The sequence below is a fragment of the Sphingobium sp. TomMM7A genome (assembly GCF_055397305.1).
Map to the genome: position 1 here is coordinate 754,912 of NZ_AP027311.1, position 25,009 is coordinate 779,920.

Sequence of the window (25,009 nt, forward strand, 5' to 3'; positions counted from 1 at the left end):
ACCCCGGGAGTTTTGATGTGAGCGGTGAATCCGCACTGCATGGACAGCGCAGCCTTTTCATTCTGTCGCCCGGTGACAGGGATGGCTTGTCGCGCGCGGCTGGTCTGGCTGGCTGGCGTGCCATCGCGGCCCGGCGCACGAAGGATGCGCCGCAACGGTTCCTGCATAGCGATGCTCAGATCGCCCTTGTCGACATGCGCGATGCGACGGACGGAGCCAGCGGCCTCATCGATGCCTTTTCCCCGGCCGTAGAGGCGGGCGGTGGAGCGCTCATCGCCCTGATCGACGCGCAGGCGCTGGGATCTGTCACGGCGCTGCTGGAAGCGGGAGCGACCCATTTTCTCGCCGCTCCATTTTCAACCGATCAGTTGCGGGCGACGCTCGCTTCGGCCCAGCGTCTTGTGGACCGTCTCGGCGGCGGCACAATGCCTAGCCAGCGCGCCCAACGTATACGCCGTGGCGACGCGCTATTCTGGGAATTGGAGCGGGGAGGGCGATCCCTGCGTCTCAGCGACAATCTCGCCCGGCACCTCAACCTGGATCGCCAGATGATCAGCCCTGCGCAGTTTGCTCGCTGCCTGCCCCGCGCAGAACGGCGGTCGGTTATTGCGGGCCTGCGCGGCATGATGCGATCGGGTCGGCCAGAATCCTTTGCCCATGCCGCGCCGGGGAGACCGGGCGACCGGCTCGTTCATCATCTCCGCTTGATCGACGGCGTCGTGGCTGCCGATGTTGAGTGGTTGTCCGACACGCATGGGGACGATGCGACCGGCCGGGACGACCTGACCGGCCTTCGCTCGCGGCAGGCGGCGCTTGAGTGGTTGGAAAAGCGTTCCGGTCTTGCCACCACGATCCTCCTGCTCTCGATCAGTCAGTTCGACCGCATGAACGCCGCCTATGGTCAGGTGGTCGGCGACGCCCTGCTCGGCCGGATTGCGAGGCGGATCGAGCGAATGGCGGCAGACGCCGCGCCCGGCGCGATCGTGGCCCGCATCGCCGGGACCGAATTTCTCGTCGGCCTCACGGGCGAGGCAGCCGCCAGTGATCGCGCAACCTTCCTCGCGCGCCAGTTAATCGGCGTCATCGTCCGGCCCTTTAGCGCAGGCGATCACCTAATCCGCCTGACGGCCCGCTGCGGCATCGCCCAATCGCGAACTGACGATGATGCTACCCGGCTGCTCCGCCGCGCGGGAACCGCTCTCGCGGACGCGCGGGCAGGAGGCGGCGAGGGCATTCGCATCTTCTCGGCCGAAAAGCGCAGCCGACAGGTCGATGCCGATCAATTGGAAACCGATCTGCGCCTCGCGCTGCACCGGGGCGAAATCGGCATCGTCTTCCAGCCGCAATATCCGGTAGGGGGCGATCATATGACGGGGGTGGAGGCGCTGGCCCGCTGGAACCATCCTCAATATGGCCCCCTCGGCGCGGGCATGCTTTTCGCGACAGCCGAACGATCCGACTATATGCTTCCACTTTCGGCCCACATCCAGGCCGAAGCGCTGCGTCAGGCGGCGGCTTGGCCCCGGACGCTCTCGCATCTTCGTCTGTCGATCAACGTGACCGCCGCCGACATCGCGCAGCCCGGCTTCATGTCACAGTTCCTCAACCTCGTTGACGAAAGCGGCTTTCCCCGCTCACGCCTGACGGTTGAGATCACCGAAAGCGGCCTCATCGAAAATATCGCTGCGGCCACCGCGCTCCTCACCGCTCTTCGCGCGGAGGGTCTGGCGGTGGCGGTCGATGATTTCGGCACCGGTTATTCCAGCCTTGCCTATCTGAAGAGCCTCCCCCTCGACTATCTCAAGATCGATAGCGGCCTGGCCCAGGACATCGCGGGCACTGCCCGCGACCGGATCGTGGTGCGGGGGGTCATTCACATGGCCAAGTCCCTCGGCATGAGCGTCATTGCGGAGGGAGTGGAGACACAGCAGCAGCTCGATTTGCTGGCGCGCGAGGGTTGTGACTATTATCAGGGCTTTCTGCGATCCGCCGGGATATCCTCCGCTGAACTGGCCGCGATGGCGCTTAAGGGCTGAGGCACCCTAAAAGGCGATTCCCGCCCGGCCGATCAGGGTTGCTCCTGAATGGTGCGCCTCGCCATCGATGCTGCTGTTCGCATAACGCACGCCCGCAAACCATTGCCGCTTCAGATAATCGATGCTGACCCCATGGTCCCAATATGTGCCATCAGGCCGCAAGCGGGCTGCATCGCCCACATCGCGGGTCCGGCCGCTCGAACGACCGATATGCGCCGAAACGGTGAACGGCGTGCCGGGGATGCCAGCCGACGCCGACGCCGAGAGGTAAAGATTATCTCCGCCAATCGAGCTTTGCGGTGGTGCATAGCTGGCGTTGACGTCGATATTTGCCGGGCCGATCAGAAAGCCCGCACCAGCTCCAACCTCGCCATATCCCTGTCCCGACGCACCCGAAAACAGGTGATATACCCCTCTCGCAGAAAGCCGCCATGCGCCCATCTGCCGGGCATAAGATGTGCCAAAGTCCAGCACGGCATCGGCGCCACGGTGACGGCTGCTGTTCCATAAGGACGTCGCCGTGGCATCGAAGCTCAATCCCTCCGTCGCCTGTACGGCGATTGTTCCCCGCACGACCGGGTCGCCATCGCTCCAGCTCAACCCCCGCCTGCGTTCATCACTTGCCACCTCGGCGGTTGCCGAAAACCGGTCAGCATATTGCGCCAAGGCTGGTGAAGGGGTGACGGCCAGCATCATTGCCGCCGCCACCATCAAGCGTGCGTCAGTTTGAGGCAAGATTGCGAACCGCATCAAGTTCAGCGATCAACGGCGCGAGATCCTTCTCGGCCACCGCTACCAGATGTTCGCGGATCGCCGCGTCATGCTCTGCCATATTGCGTTCACCCGATTTGCGGCCGGGGGTACATGCCCCATGCTCGCTGCCGGAAAAACGCTTGTCATGGGAAACCGTGCGGGCCAGCGCCGGACTATGATTGAGTGCGCGGTCCACTATGACCGTCGCGGTCCAATGGCACCGTTGCATATCCATGCGGTTGGGCGTTTTCGCACCGACCGTCTTGGTCGTGAACTCTACGCGAGCCGAATAATTGGCTTGCACCGGCGTTCCGCGATGGTCGATCTGCACGCTGTGCGTGGCGGCAACCGCCGCCATCGCTACGAAGGTCGAAATCATGTCAATCTCCTGCTCGATGCCGGACTTTGCTGTCCAGTCATCGACGCAGCATTTAGATAGCCGATGTTGCTGCTACTTTGCTGACGCACGACAAAGCGGTGCTGAAGGAGGCTGAGACAGGCTGTCTCATGCAGCCGACTTCGCCAAACCCTTTGACAATTGCAGCGCTCCGTTCAACCGCGCCGCCGGGTCAGCCCAGGCGCGATTGACCACGACCTTGCTATCCGGCCGCAACCGCGCCACGCCATTAAGCCGCTGGATATAGGCAACCAGTCCCTCCGGCTTGGGGAAGCGATCTTCGAAGAAGCTGACGAGCGCGCCCTTTGGCCCCACATCGATCTTCGAGATATTGGCCGTCACGCAATTCTGCTTGATCTCGATGATCTTGAACAGATTCTGCGTCGGCGTCGGCAGCTTGCCGAAGCGGTCGATCAACTCCGCCGCAAAAGCCTCCAGCCCCTGCCGATCCTCCACCTCGTTCAGGCGGCGATACAGTCCCATGCGCAGGTCAAGATCGGGCACATAATCCTCCGGTATGAGGATCGGCGCATCGACGCTGATCTGCGGCGAGAAGCTGTCCCGCTTCTCAATCCCGGCGCCGCCTGCCTTGGCCTCAAGGATCGCGTCCTCTAGCATCGACTGGTAGAGTTCGAACCCGACTTCCTTGATATGGCCCGATTGCTCGTCACCCACCAGATTGCCCGCGCCGCGAATGTCGAGGTCGTGGCTCGCCAGCTGGAACCCGGCGCCCAGCGTATCGAGGTCGGACAGCACCTTCAGCCGCTTTTCCGCCGTTTCGGTGATCACCTTGTTCGTGGGCGTCGTGAAATAGGCATAGGCCCGCGTCTTCGACCGCCCCACGCGCCCGCGAAGCTGGTACAGCTGCGCCAGCCCAAACCGATCCGCGCGATGGATGATGAGCGTATTGGCCGAGGGAATATCAAGGCCGCTCTCAACGATCGTCGTCGACAGCAGCACGTCATAACGCTTGTCGTAGAAGGCCGACATGCGCTCCTCAACCTCGGTAGCGCTCATCTGCCCATGGGCGACGATCGGCTTCACCTCCGGCACTTCTGTTCGCAGGAACTCCTCCACCTCGGTCAGGTCGGCAATGCGCGGCACGACGAAGAAGCTCTGCCCCCCGCGATAATGTTCGCGCAGCAAGGCCTCGCGGATGACAACCCCGTCCCAGGGCATGATGTACGTCCGCACCGCCAGACGATCGACCGGCGGTGTCTGGATCACGGACAGTTCCCGCAAGCCCGACATCGCCATTTGCAATGTCCGGGGGATCGGCGTTGCCGTCAGCGTCAGCACATGAACATCGGTCTTCAGGCCCTTCAACCGCTCCTTGTGCGTGACGCCAAACCGCTGTTCCTCGTCCACGATGACGAGGCCCAGCCGTTTGAACTCCAGCCCCTTCGCCAACAGCGCATGGGTGCCGACGACAATATCGATCGTCCCATCGGCCAGCCCGGCCTTGACCGCCTTCGCTTCCTTGTCCGGCACCAGCCGCGACAGCCGCCCGATATTGACTGGAAAGCCTCTGAACCGCTCCTCGAAATTCATATGATGCTGCCGGGCGAGCAGGGTGGTCGGGCAGATCACCACAACCTGCATCCCCGCCATCGCCGCCACGAAAGCGGCGCGCAAAGCCACCTCGGTTTTGCCGAAGCCCACATCGCCGCACACCAGCCGGTCCATCGGCCGCCCCGCGCCCAGATCCTCGACCACGTCCATGATGGCGCGGTCCTGATCTTCGGTCTCCTGATAGGGGAAGCGATCGACAAAGGCCGGATAGCCCGCGCTATCCGGCTCCGCCACCGTCGCCGCCCGGAGCGCGCGCTCGGCCGCCGTCTTGAGTAACTCACCCGCAATCTCGCGGATGCGCTCCTTCATCTTCGCTTTGCGCCGCTGCCACGCCTCGCCGCCCAGCCTGTCGAGGCTCACCCCCTCGCTGTCGGAGCCGTAGCGGGAGAGAACCTCCAGGTTCTCGACCGGCACATACAGCTTGTCGCCGCCCGCATATTCCAGCGCCACGCAGTCATGCGCCGCCTTGGCGACCGGAATCTGCGTCAGCCCCTCATAGCGCCCGATCCCATGGTCCATATGCACCACCAGATCGCCCGGCGAGAGCGTCGCCAATTCCTGCAAAAAGGCGTCGGCATTCTTCTTCCGCTTGGCCCGCCGCACCAGCCGGTCGCCCAGCATGTCCTGCTCGGTCAGCACGGCCACATCGGGCGCGGCAAAGCCATGGTCCAGCGGCAGGACGGTCAGCACCGTGCTGCCCCCCGCAGCGATCCCCAGCGCCTCTTGCCAGCTATCCGCCGCCGCGACCCGTTTCAGCCCATGATCGACCAGCAGCCCCGAAAGCCGCTCCCGCGCGCCCCCGGAGTAGCTGGCGATGACGACTTTCTTCTTCGCCCGCTGGAGGGAATCGATATGCTTCCCCACCGCCTCATAGACATTGGCGTTCTGCGCCCGCTCCGGCGCGAAATCGCGAGGCCCATCGACGGCGAAATCGATGACGGAGGCGCTTTCCGGTTCATGAAACGGCGTGGTCGCATGCATCGGCCATTCGCGCACGATGCCGTCCCATTCTTGCTGCTCCAGATACAGCGCCTTGGGCTCCAGCGGCCGATAAGCCCCCGGATCGGACGACTTCGCCTGCACCCGATTGGCGTGATAGTCCCGGATCGCCTCGAACCGAGCCTCCGCCGCGCCCGCCACGCCATGATCCAGCACGACCACGGTATCGTCGCCCAGATGCTCGGTCATCGGCACCAGCCGTTCCTCGAACAGCGGCAGCCAATGCTCCATCCCTGCCAAGCGCCGCCCGTCGCTCACCGCCTGATAGAGCGGATCGCCGGTCGCCGTCGCCCCGAACGTCTCGCGGTAACGGCCGCGAAACCGCTTGATCGTCTCTTCATCCAGCAAAGCTTCGGACGCGGGGAGGAGGGTGAAGCCTTCGACACTCCCGCTGGTCCGCTGATCGGCGGGATCAAAACGCCGCACCGTCTCGATCTCGTCTCCGAAGAAATCAAGTCGCAGGGGCTGTTCCTCACCACCGGGAAACAGATCGACTATGCCCCCGCGAATGGCGAACTCGCCCCGGTCATGCACAGTATCGGTGCGGACGTAGCCATTGGCCTGCAACATCTCTGCGAGCCGCGAAATCGCTATCCGCTCCTTGGGCGCGAGCTTCGCCACCAACTGCCGCACGCGGAAAGGCGTCAGCGTCCGCTGCGTCAACGCATTGAGCGTTGTCAGGACAAGCTGCGGCCACTTGGGCTTCTCCTGCAACGCATAAAGCCCCGCCAGACGCGCCGAAGCCGTCCGCAGCGAAGGACTGGCCCGGTCATAGGGAAGGCAGTCCCAAGCCGGGATTTCGACAATCTCGATCTCCGGCGCGAAATAATGCGCCGTATCTGCCACCGCTCGCATGAGTTGCTCATCCGGCGCGACGAACAAGGCGCGCGAAGGCGCTGCCCGAGCGATGTCCGCGAGCAACCATGGCTGGAATCCCGCCGGAACCCCGGAAAGGGTGATGGGGGAGGAGGCTTTGAGGATTTTCAGAAGGTCGGTCATCTACATCTCAGTCCCCCTCCCGCAAGCGGGAGGGGCTAGGGGTGGGCAATCCAGCAGAGGCGGCGCAGGCCCACCCCGCTGCGACTAGCCGAACCTGCGGCCCGGCAAGTCTCACTGCCCCTCCCGCTTGCGGGAGGGGAGAAGAAGTCACTTCCTCCCAATCTCGACAAAATCCATCTTCACAAACTTGTCCCACATTGGTCCGCGCCATTGCTCGGGCAACGGCAACGTCCCCAAGGCCCAAGCCATGATGTCGGCATCCTGTTCCTCGATAAACCGCTCGAACCAGTCGATCTCCTCCGCGCCCCACTCGGCATGGTAGCGATCAAAAAATCCACCCACCGCCAGGTCCGCTTCCTTGATGCCGCGATGCCAGGCACGGAATTGCAGGCGGCGGATGCGGGGATCTTCGTTCACAATTTGTTCCTTGCGCGGACATGCCGAATACACCGATCAGATGTTTGCGCATCGTCCCGGCTGGGCTAGATGGCGTCAGATAGCCATGCGACCCGATATCCTCAACCCACTCTTCACCGAAATCGAAGCCCTGAAGGGCGTCGGCCCCGCGCTTGCCAAGCCGCTGGAGCGCTTGGGGCTGGCCCGCGCCGTCGATGTCCTATTCCACCTGCCGGTCAGCTTTGTCGATCGCCGCATGGTGGACGAGTTGATCCTGTCCGACTCAGGCCGGGTCATCGGCATAGAGCTCACGCCTACCGACTACCGCGCCTCCGGCAGCGCCCGCGCGCCGTTCCGTGTCATAGCGCAGGACAGGCACGGCAATACGGTCGCGCTCGTCTATTTCGGCCGCAACAGCGCCTGGCCCCGCAAGCTGCTGCCCTTGAACGAACCCAAATTCATCTCCGGCAAGCTGGAGGCCTATGGCGAAAATCTCCAGATCGTCCACCCCGACTATGTCCTTCCGCCGGAGGAAGCCTCCACCATCCCGGCGCGAGAGCCAGTCTACGGCCTTTCCGAAGGCCTCACCAATAACCGCCTGCGCGACCTCGTAGGGCAATCACTGAGCCGCGCCCCAGATCTCCCCGAATGGATCGAACCCAGCCTGCTCGCCCAAAAGGGCTGGCCGACATGGCACGAGGCGCTCACCCGCATCCACGCCGACCCCAGCGATGCCAAGGCCCGCGAGCGCCTCGCCTATGATGAAATTTTCGCAGGCCAACTCGCGCTCATGCTGGTCCGCCAATCCTCCCGCAAGCGCCGGGGCATCCCCATCGAGGGAGATGGCCGTCTGCGCGCCATGCTCGAACTCCCCTTCGCCCCGACCGGCGCGCAACGCCGCGCCTTCGGAGAGATTGAAGGCGACATGGCCCAGCCTGTCCCCATGCTCCGCCTCCTGCAAGGCGACGTCGGTTCGGGTAAGACTCTCGTCGCGCTCATGGCCCTCCTCAACACGGTTGAGGCAGGCGCTCAAGGCGCACTCCTTGCCCCGACGGAAATCCTCGCGCGCCAACATTATGAAACGCTGCGCAAGATGGCGTCGGGCCTCCCCGTCACCATCGCCATCCTCACCGGCCGCGAAAAGGGGAGGGTGCGCGAATCCAGCCTGATGGGCCTCGCCGATGGCAGCATCGACATCCTCGTTGGCACCCACGCCATCTTTCAGGAAGCCGTCCGTTACAAAAACCTCGCCCTTGCGGTGATCGATGAGCAGCACCGCTTCGGCGTCGCCCAGCGCATGATGCTCGCCGCCAAGGCCGAGCGCACGCCGCACCTGCTGGTGATGACCGCCACCCCGATCCCGCGCACCCTGACGCTGACTTACTATGGCGAAATGGACGTCTCCCGCCTCGACGAGATGCCGCCGGGTCGTCAGCCAATCCAGACCGTGGTCATGTCCGCCAACCGTCTCGATGAAGTGGTCGAAGCGCTCGCCCGCCACATCGAAACCGGCGGCCAAGCCTATTGGGTCTGCCCCTTGGTCGAGGAAAGCGAAACCAGCGATCAGGCCGCCGCCGAAGCCCGCGCCGAAATGCTGAAAATGCGCTTTGGCGATCTCGTCGGCCTTGTCCACGGCCGCATGAAAGGCCCGGAAAAGGACGCCGCGATGGAGGCTTTTTCCACCGCCCGCACAAAAATCCTCGTCGCCACCACCGTCATCGAAGTCGGCGTCGATGTCCCCAATTCCAATCTCATCATCATCGAAGGCGCCGACCGCTTCGGCCTCGCGCAGCTCCACCAGCTGCGCGGCCGGGTAGGGCGCGGCCAGAACCACAGCGTCTGCATCCTCCTGCGCGGTGGCGCCCTGAGTGAGACCAGCCGCGCACGCCTTGCCCTGATGCGCGAAACCAATGACGGCTTCCGCATAGCCGAAGAAGACCTCCGCCTCCGTGGCGCAGGCGAAATCCTCGGTACGCGGCAATCAGGCGAAGCGCAGCTGAAGATCGCGACGCCGGAACATCTGTCCGCCCTGCTCGACAGCGCACGCGATGACGCTCATCTCCTGATTGACCGGGACGGTGGGCTGAACGAAGCGCGCGGCCAGGCGGCCAGAACCTGCCTTTACCTGTTCGAACGAGATGCCGCGGTGGGATTGCTCCGAAGCGGCTAATTCGCGCGGCCTGCTCAGCGCGCGAAATGCCGGAGGCGCTTGTCCGGTCACGTCAACGGATCGAAGCCGATCAGGGCTTCGAACAGCTCCTTACCAGGCGGTCTGCCGTGGCGGGATGAGCGACAGCATGGCCTCATAAACTTGCGGATCAATGGGCTGGCAAAACTCCACCCCGACCCGGCCATCCTCTGACCATCGAACGTCGGCCTGAACGTCCTTGACGACGGGCAGCCAGATGGCGACCCGTTCGCCAATCGTGATCTCTGCATCGGTTCGGCACATCAAGCCGAGTTCAGAGATGTTGATGACCCGGACGCCATGGGTTCGGCCTCGGGCAGAGATATGGCTGACCATATCCACCAGCACGCGGGGCGTGCGGCGCTGATTGATGGAAGGGTCCCGTGAACGGGCGACCTGGGCGAGGCTGGCGAGCACCGAAGACATGATCGGAGCTTAAGGTGAGGAAGGTGGCGCCTTCCTTACCAGCTTTACTTAATTCGCCTTTAACTCTCTAAAGTTTCAAGCAGTTACCAGCCCATGTTTCTTAGCGCCGAAGCTCACCTTGTCTCCGGGCTTCAGCGCCAGCATGGGGTCGCTCACGACCTCGCCGTTCACGCGAATGGCGCCTTCGGCCAGCTTGCGTCTGACCTCTTTGTTGGAAGCGGCAAAGCCAAGTGCTGAGGTGCCCTGAACTATGGTCAGCCCTTCGGCCCCCACACTGATCGTCGGCAGATTGGCGTCCGAAGCGCCCTCTTCAAAGGTCTTGCGCGACGTTTCTGCGGCAGCAAGCGCAGCATCGGTTCCCCGGCACAGCGCCGTCGCCTCATTGGCCAGAACCTTCTTCGCCTCATTGATCTCAGCGCCCTGAAGCGCAGCCAACCGTGCGACCTCGTCCATCGGCAGGTCGGTGAACAGCCGCAGCCGGTTGGCGACGTCCGCGTCTGCCGTGTTCCGCCAGAACTGCCAATAATCATAGGTGGAAAGCTGATCTTCGTTCAGCCAGACCGCACCACCCACCGTCTTGCCCATCTTCGTGCCATCGGCATTGGTGAGTAGCGGCGTGGTCAGCCCGAACACCTGCGTTCCATCCGCCCGGCGCGCCAGTTCGACGCCGTTGACGATATTCCCCCACTGGTCTGATCCGCCCATCTGCAACCGGCAGCTCGACCGCCGCGACAGCTCCAGAAAGTCATAGGCCTGAAGGATCATATAGTTGAATTCGAGGAAGGACAGCGACTGCTCGCGATCCAGCCGCAGCTTCACCGAATCAAAGCTCAACATGCGGTTGATCGAGAAATGCTGACCGATTTCCCGCAGGAACGGGATATATTCCAGCCGGTCGAGCCATTCGGCATTGTCGAGCATGATCGCGTCGGTCGGCCCGTCGCCGAAGGTCAGGAACCGTTCGAACACGCGCTTGATGCTCGCGACATTCTCCGCGATCGTCTCGGTGGTGAGCAGCTTGCGCGCCTCGTCCTTGAAGCTTGGATCGCCGATCTTCCCCGTGCCGCCGCCCATCAGGACGATCGGCCTATGCCCCGCCTTCTGCAACTGCCGCAGCATCATGATCGAAACGAGGTGCCCGACATGCAAAGACGGAGCCGTCGGATCAAAGCCGATATAGCCCGGCACGATCTGCTTGGCGGCAAGACCATCGAGCCCCTCTGCATCGGTCAGTTGATGAATGTAGCCACGTGCCTCCAAGAGGCGGAGCAGATCGGACGAGTAGCTGGTCATAATGCGGCGCCCTCTAGCATCACGACACAACAACGTCACTCCCCGTCATCCTGAACTTGTGTCTCGATCCATTCCGCTACACAGAATGGAGGAGAGCAAAAGGATCGAAGCGGTGACACACAGCCAACCCATGCTGGCGATCGGCCTCATGTCGGGCACCTCGCGTGACGGCATCGACGCCGCGCTCATCGAAACCGACGGAGAGGGCGTCAGCAATCCCGTCACCTTCCATGCCATGCCCTATCGGGAGGGCTTTCGCATTCGCCTGGCCGAAGCGTGCCAGCGCGCCATGGCGATGGACAAGCCGGACTTTGAGCCTCTCATTCAGTCCGTGGAAGCCGAACTTACCGAGCTTCATGTCGAAGCCGTCACCGATCTCCTCGCGCGCAGCGGGCATATAGCGCAGGATATCGCCGTTATCGGTTTCCACGGTCACACGGTTGCGCATCGGCCGGAATGGCGCTGGACATGGCAGATCGGCGATGGTGTCGCATTGGCGGGGGCGTTCGGAATTCCCGTGGTCGGCGACCTGCGCAGCGCGGATGTTGCCGCAGGGGGGCAGGGCGCGCCGCTAATGCCTATCTATCACCGGGCCTTGGCGAACGATTTGCGCAAACCGACGGCTATCTTGAACCTGGGCGGCGTGGCCAACATCACCGCCATCGGAAATGATGGCGAACTCCTTGCCTTCGACACCGGCATGGCGAGCGGTCTGATCGACAATTGGATGCAGACGCATAGCGATCGACCCTTCGACGAAAATGGCGCCACTGCTGCTCGCGGCCAAATCGATGAAGCGCGGCTCGACAGTTTGATGGCAGACCCCTGGTTCGACACGCTGCCTCCCAAGAGCATCGACCGTGAAGCCTTCACCCTCGATGCGATGCATGGCTTGTCGCTTGAGGATGGTGCAGCGACGTTGACCGCGTTCACCGCCAGGGCGGTTGCCCGCGCGCTTGACCATCTCCCGTCCCGGCCGTCCTCCATCTATGTAGGCGGAGGTGGCCGCCACAACGCGACCCTGATGGGGATGCTGGCCGCTTTCACCAGCGCAGAGGTACGCCCGGTCGATGATCTCGGCTGGGATGGCGACGCCCTTGAGGCGCAGGGCTTCGCCTATATGGCGGTCCGCCACCTCAAATCCTTGCCGATCAGCTTTCCCGGCACCACCGGCGTTCCCGCCCCAATGACGGGCGGCGTCCTATTCGATCCTGCCTGACGCAGCTTACCGCTTTCGCGTCAGTTCCCGCATCCCGTCATCGATGCCCTCAAGGGTCAGCGGATACATGCGCTGGCTCATGATCTCCCGGATCATTCGCGTCGATTGGCTATAGTCCCAATGGTCGCGCGGGGTCGGGTTCAGCCACACGGCGGCCGGATAGGTATGCAGCAACCGGCTCATCCACACCGCGCCGGGTTCCTCGTTCATATGTTCGACGGAACCGCCGGGATAGCTGATCTCATAAGGGCTCATCGCCGCATCGCCAACGAAGATGACCTTATAGTCATGCCCATATTTATGCAGGATATCCCATGTCGGAATACGCTCTGAAAAGCGGCGCCGATTGTCCTTCCACACGCCTTCGTAGAGGCAGTTGTGGAAATAGAAGAACTCCATGTTCTTGAACTCGGTCGTCGCGGCGGAAAACAGCTCCTCGCAAAGCCGGATGAACGGGTCCATCGATCCGCCAACGTCCAGGAAGAGCAATAGCTTGACCGCATTATGCCGTTCTGGCCGCATCCGTATATCGAGCCAACCTTGCCGAGCTGTGCCCCGGATAGTCCCTTCCAGGTCCAGCTCATCCGCTGCCCCCTCGCGCGCAAAGCGCCGCAGCCGCCGCAACGCGACCTTGATGTTGCGCGTGCCCAGTTCCTTGCTGCTGTCGAGGTTCTGGAACTCGCGTTTCTCCCACACCTTGATGGCGCGCTTGTGCCTGCTCTCGCCGCCGATCCGCACGCCTTCGGGATTATAACCGCCATTGCCGAAGGGCGAAGTCCCGCCCGTGCCGATCCACTTGTTCCCGCCTTGATGGCGCCCCTTCTGCTCCTCCAGACGCTTCTTCAGCGTCTCCATGATCTCGTCCCAGCTGCCTAGAGACTTGATCTTCTCCATCTCCTCGGCGCTCAGATATTTCTCCGCGACGAGGCGCAGCCACTCCTCGGGAATCTCGGCCTCGACCCCGCTCGCATCCAGCACGCCCTTGAAGACCTTGGCGAAGACCTGATCGAACCGGTCGATCAGCCCTTCATCCTTCACATAGGTCGCCCGCGCGAGATAATAGAATTCTTCGGGCCGTTGACCGATCACGTCACGGTCCAGCGCCTCCAACAAAAGCAGATGCTCCTTGATGCCAGCGGGAATGCCAGCGGCCCTGAGCGCGTCGAGAAAGTTCAGCATCATGATGACCGCCTTGTCTGACAGCCCTGCCATGGATGCAAGGGGCTGCGCATGGTTGATCAAATGTTAAGTGTTGCATCGCATCGTTAATAAGGCACTATTCACAAGCGGGCGGTTTGGGGTGGCACTCCTTGGAAAATGAGCATTTATTGACGGATCTGGGTGAGCGTTCCGGCGACGTTGCGCTGCAATGCAGCGAGACGGCGGGTTTCCTCGGGGAACTTACTCGGCGCATCCAATCCGACTCGCTCCGCCTCTCACAGTTGCAAACCAATATGGAGGCGCTGGCCGTCAGCCAGAATGAAAGCGTGGTGGCGGCTCAGGAACTCAGTCTCACGTCCCGGCGTGCTGCCCGCATCATTGCCGAAGGGCATGAAGCGATTACCCAGTCCCTCGCCCAGGTTGCAGGGCTGGTCGACCATGTCACGGGGCTGGAGGGAAGGCTTCGTCAGTTTCTCGGGGTCATCGAAGCCGTCGGCGGCATATCCGATCAACTCGGCGCGATCGCACGCCAAACGCGGCTGCTGGGCGTCAACGCCGCGATCGAAGCGGCGCGCGGTGGGGAGGCGACGCAGGGCTTTGCTGTCGTGGCCGACGAAATCCGCCGCCTCGCCGGGCAAGCGGGCGAGTCCGCGGCATCGGTCGGTGACAAGCTCGGCCAGCTCGATCGCGACGCGCGCCATCTGATCAGCGGCGTGGAAGCCAATATCGGACGCGGCCGGGACGTCAGCGCCCATATCGACACGTTGAGCGTCACCATGGCAGAAATCGCCTCGCTCGTGACCCAATTTGGCGAGCGTTCCCACGCCATCGTCACCTGCACCGATGAAGCCGACGCCGACGTAGGCGCGCTACGTGCTGGCCTCACGAACTTCAGCGACTCCGCCGCCGAAAGCACCCAGCGCGTCGAAATGGCCAAGGCCCAGCTTGAGCAGCTTGAGGGCATGGCGAACGACATGCTCAACACCGCCGCTCATGGCGGGCATCAGACGCGCAACAGTCGCTACATTGCCTATGCCGAAGATGGCGCGGCAGAAGTGTCGCGCCTGATCAATGACGCTCTGGCTGCGGGTGAACTGACGCCATCGGCGCTATTCGACAGCAATTATCGCCCGATCCAAGGCTCCCACCCGCCGCAATATGAAAATGGCTTCATGGTCTTTGCCGACCGCGTCCTCCGCCCGATTCTGGATCGCCAGACCGGGCAGGATAATGCCATCGTCGGCTGCTGCCTGATCGACATGAACGGCTATCTGCCGACGCACATCACGTCGCGAAGCCAGCCTCAGCGGCCGGGCATGCCGGAATGGAACATGGAATATGCCCGTAACCGGCAGATTTTCATGGACAGCCAGACCCGCCGCGCGCTCGATGGTGAGGGAGACTTTTTCCTTTTCACCTATCGTCAGGACCTTGGCGAGGGCCGCTATCGCGCGCTTCGCAGCGTGTTCGTTCCGCTAATCTTCGAAGGCCGCCGCTGGGGCCTCTATGAGGTCGGTTACCTCATCTGATCCCGTCAGTTCGCCGCGCCCTCGCGCACTATGACCTCCCCATTGGCGGCATAGGCGGCAGTCGTCCGCGCGTGCGCCGTCTGAGGGTCCTTGCCATCGAGAATCTTCGCGATCTGCCGAGAACTCGGTACGTGGTCATAAACGCCGTAAAGCTTCGTCTCGCCGACCGAATGTATCGATAGCTGATAGCCCTTGCCGTCAACCGCTGGATCGAAGGCAAGCACCGTGCCCGCATCATCGATCGGTACGATGACCGATCCGCCAGACGCACCTTGCTGCGCCAGAACATCATAGCTGCCTTCGCTGGTCTGCACCTGTCCCCGGATGCAGAAGGACCCGGCCACCTCGCGAACGGCGCGGACATCAACCGCTGCGACAGGAAGAAAAGCGGTAAGTTGCGCATCCCCGTCATCACTCGCCGGGCAGTCCGCGAACCGCACCGGAGAGACTGGCCGTACCGCAGCCGCATCATCGAAATGCAAGCTGCCGAGCATGCCATCCAGCCCCGCCAATACCTCCTTGCGCCGTTCGCTAGGCCCCGTGACGCGCAGTTTCACGAGCCAGCGCCCAGCCTGGGCAAAAGCTGCTGCCGTGGTCAGCGCCCCGTCGGCTGCATCATCATAAACCGCACGGATCGCGCGGCCACCTTTGCCCTGCAACGGAACGCCTTCAAAAGCAGTGCGGCGTGTCTTCGGTCCAAAACGATCCGTCACCGCGCGGTCGGTCATGTAAGCGGCGATCGACGCGTCAGCATAGCTGGGCAGATAGACGTACAAAGTCGCCTGCACCGCCCCGTCCTCCGACAGATACTGGGCATAATTGTCGATGCCCTTGCCGCCGTTCGTGACCTCTCCACTTTTGGACAGGGAAAGCCCGGCGATCGTCTGGGGCAGACTGATCCCCGAGGCGCGGGCGCGAAGGCTCCCATCGCTCGCTACCCACGCTTCCTGCACATCGGCACCCTGCGCCAGTGCGGGCACCGGCAAAGCCAAGAGGATCGGCAACAGCGACAAGGAGAGTTTCGGCATAGGCATCCTTCCCATTTCACGCCGTCTTGTCGCGGCTCTGAAATTTATCGGGGAAGGTTGAGCGAAACCGCAAGGCTAAGGCAAGCGGCCTTTTATGCGACCGGCGGAATCTGCGCCGGATAATGCGGCAGTTCCGGGTCCAGATGCGCCCAGTGCGGGGCCGCCTCCGTCCAGATCACCGCCTGCGGTGCCAACAGGCCCGGATCATCCAGCGCGCCAGCCCTGATGAAAGTCAGGTGCGGCCGCGACTCGGCAATGCTGAACAGGGGTGTTCCGCATTCGGGGCAAAAACCACGGCGCATCCTGTTGCCGCTGTCGGCGATTCTCTCATGCCAACGAACCTCGCCCTCGCTTTGCACCTTCTCCGTCGGAAAGCAGACATTGACCGTGCCTGATCCCCCGCCGAGATATTGGCACAGCCTGCACCAGCACATGCGCGCCGCCATAGGTTCCGCATCGATCTTGATGCGCACCGCTCCGCACAGACATCCCGCTTCATGCGCCATGCGCGCCTCCGTCATTGCGCCGGGCAGGGCAATCCCAGCCTTTACCGCCCCTGCCGTCGCGCCATGAATGCCAGACGTTCGAACATCATGATATCCTGCTCATTCTTCAGCAGGGCGCCATGAAGCGGCGGAATGGCCTTGGTCGGATCGCGATCCTGCAACACCTCCAGCGGCATGTCTTCATTGAGTAGCAGCTTCAGCCAATCGAGCAACTCGCTGGTGGACGGCTTCTTCTTCAGGCCCGGCACATCGCGTATCTCGTAGAAGAGGTCGAGCGCGCGGCTGACCAAAATCTTCTGGATGCCCGGGAAATGGACATCGACAATGGCCTGCATCGTCTCCCGGTCGGGGAACTTGATATAGTGGAAGAAGCAGCGCCGCAGGAAAGCGTCAGGCAGCTCCTTCTCATTGTTGGAGGTGATGACCACCACCGGCCGTTCCTGCGCCGCGACCGTCTCGCCGGTTTCATAGACGTGGAACGCCATGCGATCGAGTTCCTGCAACAGGTCGTTGGGAAACTCGATGTCAGCCTTGTCGATCTCGTCGATCAGCAGCACGGGCAGGGTAGGGGAGGTGAAAGCCTCCCACAGCTTGCCCTTGCGGATATAGTTGCTGATGTCATGAACGCGCGGGTCGCCTAGCTGGCCATCGCGCAGCCGTGCCACCGCATCATATTCGTACAGGCCCTGATGCGCCTTGGTCGTCGATTTGACGTTCCATTCGATCAGCGGCGCGTCGAGCGCGTTGGCGATTTCCTGCGCCAGCACCGTCTTGCCAGTACCGGGCTCACCCTTCACCAGAAGGGGGCGGCGCAGCAGCACCGCAGCGTTCACCGCGACCTTCAGGTCGTCGGTTGCGACATAATCTTCCGTACCTTCAAACCGCATGAATCTTCGCTTTCCTCTACTGCCACCCGAGTAGGGAAAGCGGTCCAGCGCCGCAATCGGTTATTCCTACGGCCTCTGCCGCCGAACCTCGGCACGCGCTTTCAGCAGGTCCCAAAGGCCACGCTGCTGGCTGAGCAGTTGCCGCGCGCCAAATTGTATGGCCCGATCGGCCGCTCCGTCGCTGCCGATCGCTCGCGCTACGGCAAAGGTCTGCGCCCGGTCGGGAAGATCGGATGGAGAGGGTTCAAGCCCCACGCGAATCGCCGCCATGTCGAGCACGTCGCGTACAGCTTGCCAATCCAGCACCAGCGCCATGGCTGCCCCCATGGCGCATCCGCGCCTGTCCGATTGAGCCAGCATATCCAGCGCATGACGTTGCTGGCTGACGATCGTCTCACAGTCGCTCTGCCCCGCCGTGCTGGGTATCGGGCCTAGCGCCACCGCAACTTGAGTCAGATAGGCCCGCTCCCGCGCAAACGCCTGCCCCGCCTGGACTAGCCAGCTCCGAGCCGCGCTGTCTGCCGATCGGTTCGCTGCGTGATCGATGACACCTGGGTGACGCCCGTGCAGCAGGCATAGATAATGCGCGGCATCGGCGAGGTCCGGCAACGTCAGGACAGCATCACGGCTCATGATGGTCCTTGCGCTGCTCGCATGAGCATGAGCGGCCGTTCCATCAGCCGCCACCAGCGCCTCGATCACCTGAGATATGTCGCCTGTCGCCAAGCGTGTAGCTGCTTCGTTCATGATAACCCCTGCGGCCGCCGCGCCAGTGTGTCTGTTGCCACGACCATAGGAAGTTGAGGTAAAAGAGCGGTTTATGAGACGAAAAAAAGGGCGGCCCTGAAGCCGCCCTTTCGGATCAATTCACCGTGTCTCAGACCCTATTGGTCGAGGAAGCTCCGCATTTTCCGGCTGCGGCTCGGATGCTTCAGCTTACGGAGCGCCTTCGCCTCGATCTGGCGAATACGTTCGCGGGTCACGCTGAACTGCTGGCCCACTTCCTCCAGCGTGTGATCGGTGTTCATGCCGATGCCGAAACGCATGCGCAGCACGCGTTCCTCACGCGGCGTCAGTGAAGCCAGAACGCGGGTGACCGTTTCTTTCAGGTTCGCCTGAATTGCCGCATCCACCGGGATGACCGCATTCTTGTCCTCGATGAAATCGCCCAGATGCGAATCCTCCTCGTCGCCGATCGGCGTTTCGAGGGAGATCGGCTCCTTGGCGATCTTCATCACCTTGCGTACCTTCTCCAGCGGCATGGAAAGGCGCTCGGCCATTTCCTCCGGCGTCGGTTCGCGGCCCTGCTCATGCAGGAATTGGCGGGACGTGCGCACCAGCTTGTTGATCGTCTCGATCATGTGGACCGGAATACGGATGGTCCGCGCCTGATCCGCGATCGACCGGGTGATCGCCTGCCTGATCCACCAGGTCGCATAGGTGCTGAACTTGTAGCCGCGGCGATATTCGAACTTATCGACGGCCTTCATGAGGCCGATATTGCCTTCCTGAATAAGATCAAGGAATTGCAGGCCACGGTTCGTATATTTTTTAGCGATGGAGATGACGAGGCGCAGGTTTGCCTCGACCATTTCCTTCTTCGCGATCCGCGCTTCGCGTTCGCCCTTCTGCACCATGTTGACGATACGGCGGAACTCACCCAGCGACATGCCGGTCGCCTGCGCGATTTCACTGACCTCGGTACGGATGCGCTCGACGGCGCGTGCTTCGGCTGCCGCAAAAGCCGCCCATTTCTTGTCGAGGCCCTGAACCTTGTCCAGCCAGGCGTCGTCCAGTTCATGGTTCACATAGCGGTCGAGGAAGTCCTTGCGGCTGACCTTGTGCCGTTCCGCCAAACGCAGCATCTGCCCGCCCAGCGCCGTCAGACGACGGTTATAGGCATAGAGCTGATCGACCAGATATTCGATCTTCTGCTGGTGGAACTGGACGCTTTCGACCTCGGCGGTCAGCCGCTCGCGCAGCTCCTGATAATCGTCCTCGGCCTTCTGGCTCAGCGTCTCGCCATTGGCCATCGCGGCCATGCGCGATTCCTGCGCACGCGAGAAGGCGCGGAAAATCTCCGTGATGGTCGCGAACTTCTCAAGCGCCATCGGCTTGAGCGTTTCTTCCATCTGGGCGAGGGAAAGAGTGTTGTCTTCCTCTTCTTCCTCTTCCACGCGCCGGGCACGGCGTTCGGTCAGGCCGTCCTCATCCTCGTCGGAATCGGCTGCCTCTTCCTCGGGCTCCTCCTCTTCCTTGAAGCTGGGGCCAGCGGTTTTCTCGCTGATCTCGCCGTCATCGTCCTCGGCGCCTTCCTCCAGATTCTCGGGCGCGGGGTCCTTGGAAAGCATCGCGTCGAGGTCCAGGATCTCGCGCAGCTGCATCTCGCCATTGTTGAGGGCGGTCGACCATTCGATGATCGCGTTGAAGGTCGTCGGGCTTTCGCACAGCCCCAGGATCATCGTGTCGCGGCCGGCCTCAATGCGCTTGGCGATGGCGATTTCGCCCTCGCGGCTGAGCAGTTCCACCGCGCCCATTTCGCGCAGATACATGCGCACCGGGTCATCGGTGCGGTCGACCGTTTCCTTCTTCTTTTCGGTGACGAGCTTGGGCGCGCCTTCTTCATCGCCCGAATCATCTTCGGCGTCCTCGGCATCTTCCCGTTCGCGCTGCTCGTCGCCGTCCTCGCTGGCTTCCTCATTCTCGACGATGTTCACGCCCATTTCGTTAAGCGCGGCCATGATATCTTCGATCTGCTCGGAGGACATCTGGTCCTGCGGCAGGGCGTCGTTCAACTCGTCATAGGTGATGTAGCCGCGCTTCTTGGCGCGCGCGATCAGCTTCTTGACCGAAGCCTCATTCAGATCGAGCAGCGGTGCATCGCCGCTATCCACATCCTCGCCCGCACCCTTGCCTGTCGCCTTGCTCGCCATTTATTCGCCTTAGCTCCATCATCCCGCCGGGGGACGATCTATCAAACAATATCTTCGGACTGCGCCAGTTCCGCCAGGCGCTGGTCATGATCCATTTTTAACCGCTGGATCCGCTGCTGCTCGGCAAAGGTTTCCTCGTTAAGGTCTTCCCTTGCCCGCCTCGTCGCCTCCGCCAGCGCCGTCTCCAACTCCGGTCCCTGCGCCATCACCCGGATAGCCTCTTCCAGATCGCGCTGAACGCGACCGGGATCGGTCTTCATCCTGCTGGGGGTGAATGTGAACGTGTCGGCCCGGAGCATCCCCTTCGCCATATTATACACTTCACCTTGGCCCAATATGGTAAGGAGGCCCTCTGTTTCAACTGTTTCTTGTCGGAACGATGCGGCAATCATCGCCTGCATCAGTTCGGCCAGTGCCGAATCGCCGATATGCAGCGCCGAAAGCATCTCCCGGTGCATCATTATCTGCTCGGGATGCCGCAACAAACTCGCCAGAACCGCGCGCAGCAGCCGCTGCTCCATGCCGCTGACGCCAATCGCCCGCGCCTCGTGACCGACCGGGGGCAGGGGAGGCTTCCAGTTCCCGCGCCGGTCGCGCTGCCACCCTTGCCGCGCGCCCGTCCCACGCTGATGCCGGGGTGCGCTCGCCTGCGTCTGCCGCGCAAAGAACAGCGCATCATAACGCTCACGGAAAATCTGCACATAATGCGCCCGCACATCGGGATGCGCGATGGCGTCGGTAATCGTACGCAGCCGCTGCTTCAGCGCCGCCCGCTGCTCGGGCGTATCCAATGGCGCCGCCTTCTGCTCATACGCCCACAACCGCTCCACCAGCGGTTCGGCTGCATCCAGCACCCGCTCCATCGCTCCCGGCCCCTCCGCCCGGATCAGATCGTCCGGATCCTGCCCCGCAGGCAGCGTCGCAAAGGCCAAACTCATCCCCGGCCGCAGCAGCGGCAGCGCCCGCACAGCCGCCCGTATCGCCGCCTTCTGCCCCGCCGCGTCGCCATCGAAGCACAGCACCGGCACATCCACCATCTTCCACAGCCGCTCGATCTGATGCTCCGTCAACGCGGTCCCCAGCGGCGCCACCGCCTCGCCAAAGCCCGCCTGCGCCAGCGCGATCACGTCCATATAGCCTTCGACCACGATCACCCGCCCGCTCTGGCGGCTGGCAGGGGAGGCGCGATCGATATTGTAAAGCGTCCGCCCCTTGTCGAAGAGCGGCGTGTCCGGCGAGTTCAGATATTTAGGCTCGCCAGTGCCAAGAATCCGCCCACCAAAAGCGATCACCCGCCCGCGAATATCCCGGATCGGCAGCATTAGCCGCCCCCGGAAGCGATCATAGCTCTCGCGTTTCTTACTTTTTCCGCCGTCCGGCTCGGCGCCATCCGGATCGATCAGCAAACCAGCCTCGATCAGCATCGGATCACCAAATTCCGCCAGCGCGCCTTTCAGCTTGCCCTTGGAATCCGCCGAATAGCCAAAACCAAAAGCCCGCCGCGTAGCCTCACTGATCCCACGCCGGACAAGATAATCCCGCGCCTCCGCACCCTCGATCCCGCCAAGCTGCGCCTCGAACAAAGCCTGAGCCGCCGCCATGACGTCATGCAGACCCTTCGCCTGCTCCGCCCGCTTCGCCGCACGCGGATCGGGCGCGGGCACGTCCATGCCCGCCGTCGCCGCCAACTCCTTCACCGCCTCCATGAAGGGTAGCCCACGCTGGTCCGTCATCCACCGGATCGCGTCCCCATGCGCCCCACAGCCAAAGCAGTGGTAGAAGCCCTTTTCGTCATTGATGGTGAAGCTGGGCGTCTTCTCATTATGAAAAGGGCAACACGCCTTATACTCGCGCCCAGCCTTCTGCACCTTCACCGTCCGCCCGATCAGCGTCGACAGCGAAGTCCGCATGCGCAGTTCATCAAGAAAGGCGGGGGAGAGGCTCATAGCCTCTTCATGTCAGCCCAAAGCCGCCTTCACCAGCCCACTGGCCTTGCTCATATCAATCACCGACCCATGCCGTTCCTTCAGCACAGCCATGACCTTCCCCATATCCTTGACGCTGGCCGCGCCAACTTCCGCCTTGATCCCCTCGATCGCAGCGCGCGTCTCATCCTCGCTCATCTGCTGCGGCAGAAAGCTCTCGATCACGCCCAGCTCGGCCTCTTCCTTAGTCGCCAGCTCCTCGCGCCCGCCATTCCGGAACATCTCGATCGATTCGCGCCGCTGCTTCACCATCTTCTGCAGCACCTCGACAACGACCGTATCGTCATCCGGCACGTTCGAAGCCGTGCGCAATTCGATATCCCGATCCTTCAGCTTCGCCATGATCAAACGCACCGCGGCCAGGCGTTCCTTGTCCCCCGCCTTCATGGCTTCGACCTGGGCGCTCTTAACCTGCTCGCGAATCATGGCGATACGAATCCTGTTCTGCCGGAAAAGACCAGATATAACGCCAAAAGAGATTTTTTACAGTGGTTGACCGCGGGGCCTCACAAGCATAGGTGACCGGCCGTTTAACCCGCTGCAGACGGGTTCCCGCAAAAAGCATAAAGGACGCTACGACCATGGCTGATGCCAAGACCCTCACCGTGCCCAAAGGAGCGACAGGGGTATTGGTTTTCGCCGATGGCAGCGCGGTGTTCGGACGTGGCTTTGGTGCAGTGGGCGAAGCAGTGGGCGAGCTCTGCTTCAACACCGCCATGACCGGCTATCAGGAAGTGATGACCGACCCCAGCTATGCCGGGCAGATCGTCACCTTCACCTTCCCGCACATCGGCAATGTCGGCACGAACCTGGATGACGTCGAAGCGGACAATCCCTTCGCCCTCGGCTGCGTCGTGCGGCAGGACGTGACGGAGCCCAGCAACTTCCGCAACGTCGAGCCCTTCGACCAGTGGATGAAGGAAAATGGCCGCATTGGCTTGTCCGGCGTCGATACCCGCGCGCTCACCCGCATGATCCGCCTGAAGGGTGCGCCCAACGTCGTCATCGCCCATGATCCGGAAGGCAATTTCGACCTCGCCGCCCTCGCGCAAAAAGCCGCGAACTGGCCCGGCCTCGAAGGCATGGACCTCGCCATCGAAGTCACGGGCAAGGAAAGCCGCCTCTGGAAAGACGGCGTGTGGAAGCTCGGCCACGGCTACGGCAAGGATGAAGCGGGGCAGGAACGCCCCCATGTCGTCGCCATCGACTATGGCGCGAAGAACAACATCTTCCGCAACCTTGTGAAGGCAGGCGCCCGCGTCACCGTCCTGCCCGCCACCGCCACCTTCGATCAGGTGATGGAGCAGAAGCCCGACGGCGTCTTCCTCTCCAACGGCCCCGGCGATCCGGCCGCGACCGGCGAATATGCCGTCCCCGTGATCCGCAAGGTGCTGGAAGCCAACAAGCCCGTCTTCGGCATCTGCCTCGGCCATCAGATGCTGGCGCTCGCCGCCGGTGCCAAGACGATCAAGATGCATCAGGGCCATCGCGGCGCCAATCACCCGGTCAAGCGCCTGTCGGATGGTCTGGTAGAGATTACCTCGATGAACCACGGCTTCGCGGTGGACAGCGGTACGCTGCCCGCCAATGTGAAGCCGACCCATGTGTCGCTGTTCGACGGCAGCAATTGCGGCATCGAACTGACGGACAAACAGGCCTTCTCGGTCCAGTATCATCCCGAAGCCTCGCCCGGCCCGCAGGACAGCTTCTACCTGTTTCAGCGCTTCGTTGAGGGGCTTAAGTGAGCCTCAACCTGCCCCCGGTTGACGAAGCCCGCCTTGCGCAGGAGTGGGAGGCGGACAAGGAAGTCCTCGCCAACCTCGCCGCCAATGGCGACGTGGCGCGTCTGGCGCGTCCGGTCGACGTCAGCTTCAAGGGCAGCGAAAAGGATTTCGAGCGCGTCCTCACCATCGCCAGCCAGTTCGGCTTCGTCGAACTGGACCGCGAGGAAGATGAGGATGGCGACCTGTTCCTCTTCCTCGAATGCGAGCAGCCGGTCGATGAGCAGTCGATCCGGGCGCTGACCAAGAAGTGCCTCCAGATCGAGATCCTCTGCGGCGTCGAATATGACGGCTGGGGTTGCGAAGCTCGGACGGGGGGCGTGCATTGATGGACGCGGCTGCAACTGCCCAGACTTGCCCACAGGCACTCGAGGTGTTCGCACCGGCTTCAAAAATTCCTGAGTTAGTGAAGCTAGCTAAGGCGAAAAAATGGCAAGCATCCGCTGCTGAAATCGAGCCAGGCGATGTGGGACGATTTACCATTTTTGTCACTCAACGAACAGATGTGCCTGAGCCGTTTTCGTTAATTAACGAGGTGCCGTATGTGGTGCGCTCTCTAGGTGGCTACACGACGGTGTCGCAGGCTAAACCTCAAGGTCTAAGATGCGAACTGCCGTCTTGGATATCAACGCTTGGGGCAACCCTTCCCAAAGCTATTTTCTTTGAGGTGCGCGGCAATAGCGTCGAAAAGCTTAAGAAAGATGCGATTTCGCTTGGCCTAAATTTCAACAAGTTTGCAGGAAACGGTTCTGAAGCGGTTTTTCGATTTTCAGAGCCTTCCGGTCTGTCCGACCGGAAAATCCAATCCATTTATTATCGTATGTACCGAGGGGACTATGGAGACGCCAACTTGGCGATCGGAATGTCTCGCTCAGAAATTGTCGAGCGCGGTGAAGCTAAGTGGGGACGTAAGTAAACAAG

The 25,009-nt window shown here is 62.3% G+C and carries 21 protein-coding genes; 7 read left to right on the top strand and 14 right to left on the bottom strand.

What is annotated here, in order from left to right; translation table 11 throughout:
* The first annotated feature begins 17 nt into the window (after positions 1 to 17).
* Entirely contained in the window at positions 18 to 2,036 is a 2,019-nt protein-coding gene (locus ACZ5ZH_RS03915) for a putative bifunctional diguanylate cyclase/phosphodiesterase (RefSeq protein ID WP_464772241.1), read from the top strand.
* Between the two features lie 6 nt (positions 2,037 to 2,042).
* On the opposite strand, the gene ACZ5ZH_RS03920 is transcribed toward ACZ5ZH_RS03915, so the two are convergent.
* From ACZ5ZH_RS03920 to ACZ5ZH_RS03935, 4 genes are all read right to left on the bottom strand, one after another.
* Positions 2,043 to 2,771, bottom strand: coding sequence for a TorF family putative porin (locus tag ACZ5ZH_RS03920; protein WP_464772242.1), 729 nt, complete (start codon positions 2,769 to 2,771; stop codon positions 2,043 to 2,045).
* Positions 2,758 to 3,168 carry a hypothetical protein gene (locus tag ACZ5ZH_RS03925; protein WP_464772243.1) on the bottom strand — a complete coding sequence of 137 codons (411 nt, stop codon included), beginning with the start codon at positions 3,166 to 3,168 and terminating at the stop codon, positions 2,758 to 2,760. The genes ACZ5ZH_RS03920 and ACZ5ZH_RS03925 overlap by 14 nt, the downstream gene beginning before the upstream one ends.
* Positions 3,169 to 3,294: 126 nt before the next feature.
* Positions 3,295 to 6,756 (bottom strand): transcription-repair coupling factor, encoded by a 3,462-nt coding sequence (gene mfd / locus ACZ5ZH_RS03930; RefSeq protein WP_464772244.1) that lies wholly within the window; start codon positions 6,754 to 6,756, stop codon positions 3,295 to 3,297.
* A 147-nt stretch (positions 6,757 to 6,903) separates the two neighbouring features.
* Positions 6,904 to 7,173 (bottom strand): FAD assembly factor SdhE, encoded by a 270-nt coding sequence (locus ACZ5ZH_RS03935; RefSeq protein WP_460987952.1) that lies wholly within the window; start codon positions 7,171 to 7,173, stop codon positions 6,904 to 6,906.
* Between the two features lie 85 nt (positions 7,174 to 7,258).
* On the opposite strand from ACZ5ZH_RS03935, the gene recG reads away from it, so the two are divergent.
* On the top strand, positions 7,259 to 9,322 hold the full coding sequence (gene recG, locus ACZ5ZH_RS03940; protein WP_464772245.1) for an ATP-dependent DNA helicase RecG: 2,064 nt from the start codon (positions 7,259 to 7,261) through the stop codon (positions 9,320 to 9,322).
* Positions 9,323 to 9,412: 90 nt separating this feature from the next.
* Here recG and ACZ5ZH_RS03945 read toward each other — a convergent pair whose 3' ends face one another.
* Both ACZ5ZH_RS03945 and tyrS read right to left on the bottom strand, forming a co-directional pair.
* Positions 9,413 to 9,766 carry a PilZ domain-containing protein gene (locus ACZ5ZH_RS03945; RefSeq protein ID WP_449472133.1) on the bottom strand — a complete coding sequence of 118 codons (354 nt, stop codon included), beginning with the start codon at positions 9,764 to 9,766 and terminating at the stop codon, positions 9,413 to 9,415.
* A 75-nt stretch (positions 9,767 to 9,841) separates the two neighbouring features.
* Positions 9,842 to 11,059 carry a tyrosine--tRNA ligase gene (gene tyrS / locus ACZ5ZH_RS03950; RefSeq protein WP_464772246.1) on the bottom strand — a complete coding sequence of 406 codons (1,218 nt, stop codon included), beginning with the start codon at positions 11,057 to 11,059 and terminating at the stop codon, positions 9,842 to 9,844.
* A gap of 130 nt (positions 11,060 to 11,189) precedes the next feature.
* Here tyrS and ACZ5ZH_RS03955 point away from each other — a divergent pair, with 130 nt between their 5' ends.
* On the top strand, positions 11,190 to 12,278 hold the full coding sequence (locus ACZ5ZH_RS03955) for an anhydro-N-acetylmuramic acid kinase (RefSeq protein ID WP_464772588.1): 1,089 nt from the start codon (positions 11,190 to 11,192) through the stop codon (positions 12,276 to 12,278).
* A 6-nt stretch (positions 12,279 to 12,284) separates the two neighbouring features.
* On the opposite strand, the gene ACZ5ZH_RS03960 is transcribed toward ACZ5ZH_RS03955, so the two are convergent.
* Complete coding sequence (locus tag ACZ5ZH_RS03960) at positions 12,285 to 13,460, bottom strand: vWA domain-containing protein (protein ID WP_449472135.1); 1,176 nt, start codon at positions 13,458 to 13,460, stop codon at positions 12,285 to 12,287.
* 128 nt (positions 13,461 to 13,588) lie between these two features.
* Here ACZ5ZH_RS03960 and ACZ5ZH_RS03965 point away from each other — a divergent pair, with 128 nt between their 5' ends.
* Entirely contained in the window at positions 13,589 to 14,968 is a 1,380-nt protein-coding gene (locus ACZ5ZH_RS03965; RefSeq protein ID WP_464772247.1) for a methyl-accepting chemotaxis protein, read from the top strand.
* Positions 14,969 to 14,973: 5 nt separating this feature from the next.
* Here ACZ5ZH_RS03965 and ACZ5ZH_RS03970 read toward each other — a convergent pair whose 3' ends face one another.
* The 7 genes from ACZ5ZH_RS03970 to ACZ5ZH_RS04000 form a co-directional block, all read right to left on the bottom strand.
* Entirely contained in the window at positions 14,974 to 15,996 is a 1,023-nt protein-coding gene (locus ACZ5ZH_RS03970) for a hypothetical protein (protein WP_464772248.1), read from the bottom strand.
* Between the two features lie 92 nt (positions 15,997 to 16,088).
* Entirely contained in the window at positions 16,089 to 16,502 is a 414-nt protein-coding gene (locus tag ACZ5ZH_RS03975; protein ID WP_464772589.1) for a GFA family protein, read from the bottom strand.
* A 41-nt stretch (positions 16,503 to 16,543) separates the two neighbouring features.
* Positions 16,544 to 17,389, bottom strand: a complete 846-nt coding sequence (locus ACZ5ZH_RS03980) for an AAA family ATPase (protein ID WP_464772249.1) — start codon at positions 17,387 to 17,389, stop codon at positions 16,544 to 16,546.
* A gap of 66 nt (positions 17,390 to 17,455) precedes the next feature.
* The gene (locus tag ACZ5ZH_RS03985) at positions 17,456 to 18,136 is read right to left on the bottom strand and encodes a DUF6975 family protein (RefSeq protein WP_464772250.1); all 681 of its coding nucleotides are present in this window, start codon (positions 18,134 to 18,136) and stop codon (positions 17,456 to 17,458) included.
* Positions 18,137 to 18,273: 137 nt separating this feature from the next.
* Positions 18,274 to 20,322 (bottom strand): RNA polymerase sigma factor RpoD, encoded by a 2,049-nt coding sequence (gene rpoD, locus ACZ5ZH_RS03990; RefSeq protein ID WP_449472144.1) that lies wholly within the window; start codon positions 20,320 to 20,322, stop codon positions 18,274 to 18,276.
* Between the two features lie 41 nt (positions 20,323 to 20,363).
* Positions 20,364 to 22,268 (bottom strand): DNA primase, encoded by a 1,905-nt coding sequence (dnaG, locus tag ACZ5ZH_RS03995; protein WP_464772251.1) that lies wholly within the window; start codon positions 22,266 to 22,268, stop codon positions 20,364 to 20,366.
* Between the two features lie 12 nt (positions 22,269 to 22,280).
* Positions 22,281 to 22,733, bottom strand: a complete 453-nt coding sequence (locus ACZ5ZH_RS04000) for a GatB/YqeY domain-containing protein (RefSeq protein WP_464772252.1) — start codon at positions 22,731 to 22,733, stop codon at positions 22,281 to 22,283.
* A gap of 155 nt (positions 22,734 to 22,888) precedes the next feature.
* Here ACZ5ZH_RS04000 and carA point away from each other — a divergent pair, with 155 nt between their 5' ends.
* The 3 genes from carA to ACZ5ZH_RS04015 are packed head-to-tail and all read left to right on the top strand — an operon-like array spanning position 22,889 to position 25,004.
* The gene (gene carA, locus ACZ5ZH_RS04005) at positions 22,889 to 24,052 is read left to right on the top strand and encodes a glutamine-hydrolyzing carbamoyl-phosphate synthase small subunit (RefSeq protein WP_464772253.1); all 1,164 of its coding nucleotides are present in this window, start codon (positions 22,889 to 22,891) and stop codon (positions 24,050 to 24,052) included.
* Positions 24,049 to 24,417, top strand: a complete 369-nt coding sequence (locus ACZ5ZH_RS04010; RefSeq protein WP_449472150.1) for a ribonuclease E inhibitor RraB — start codon at positions 24,049 to 24,051, stop codon at positions 24,415 to 24,417. Before carA ends, ACZ5ZH_RS04010 begins: the two co-directional genes overlap by 4 nt.
* Complete coding sequence (locus ACZ5ZH_RS04015; protein ID WP_464772254.1) at positions 24,417 to 25,004, top strand: hypothetical protein; 588 nt, start codon at positions 24,417 to 24,419, stop codon at positions 25,002 to 25,004. Before ACZ5ZH_RS04010 ends, ACZ5ZH_RS04015 begins: the two co-directional genes overlap by 1 nt.
* Positions 25,005 to 25,009: the final 5 nt, after the last annotated feature.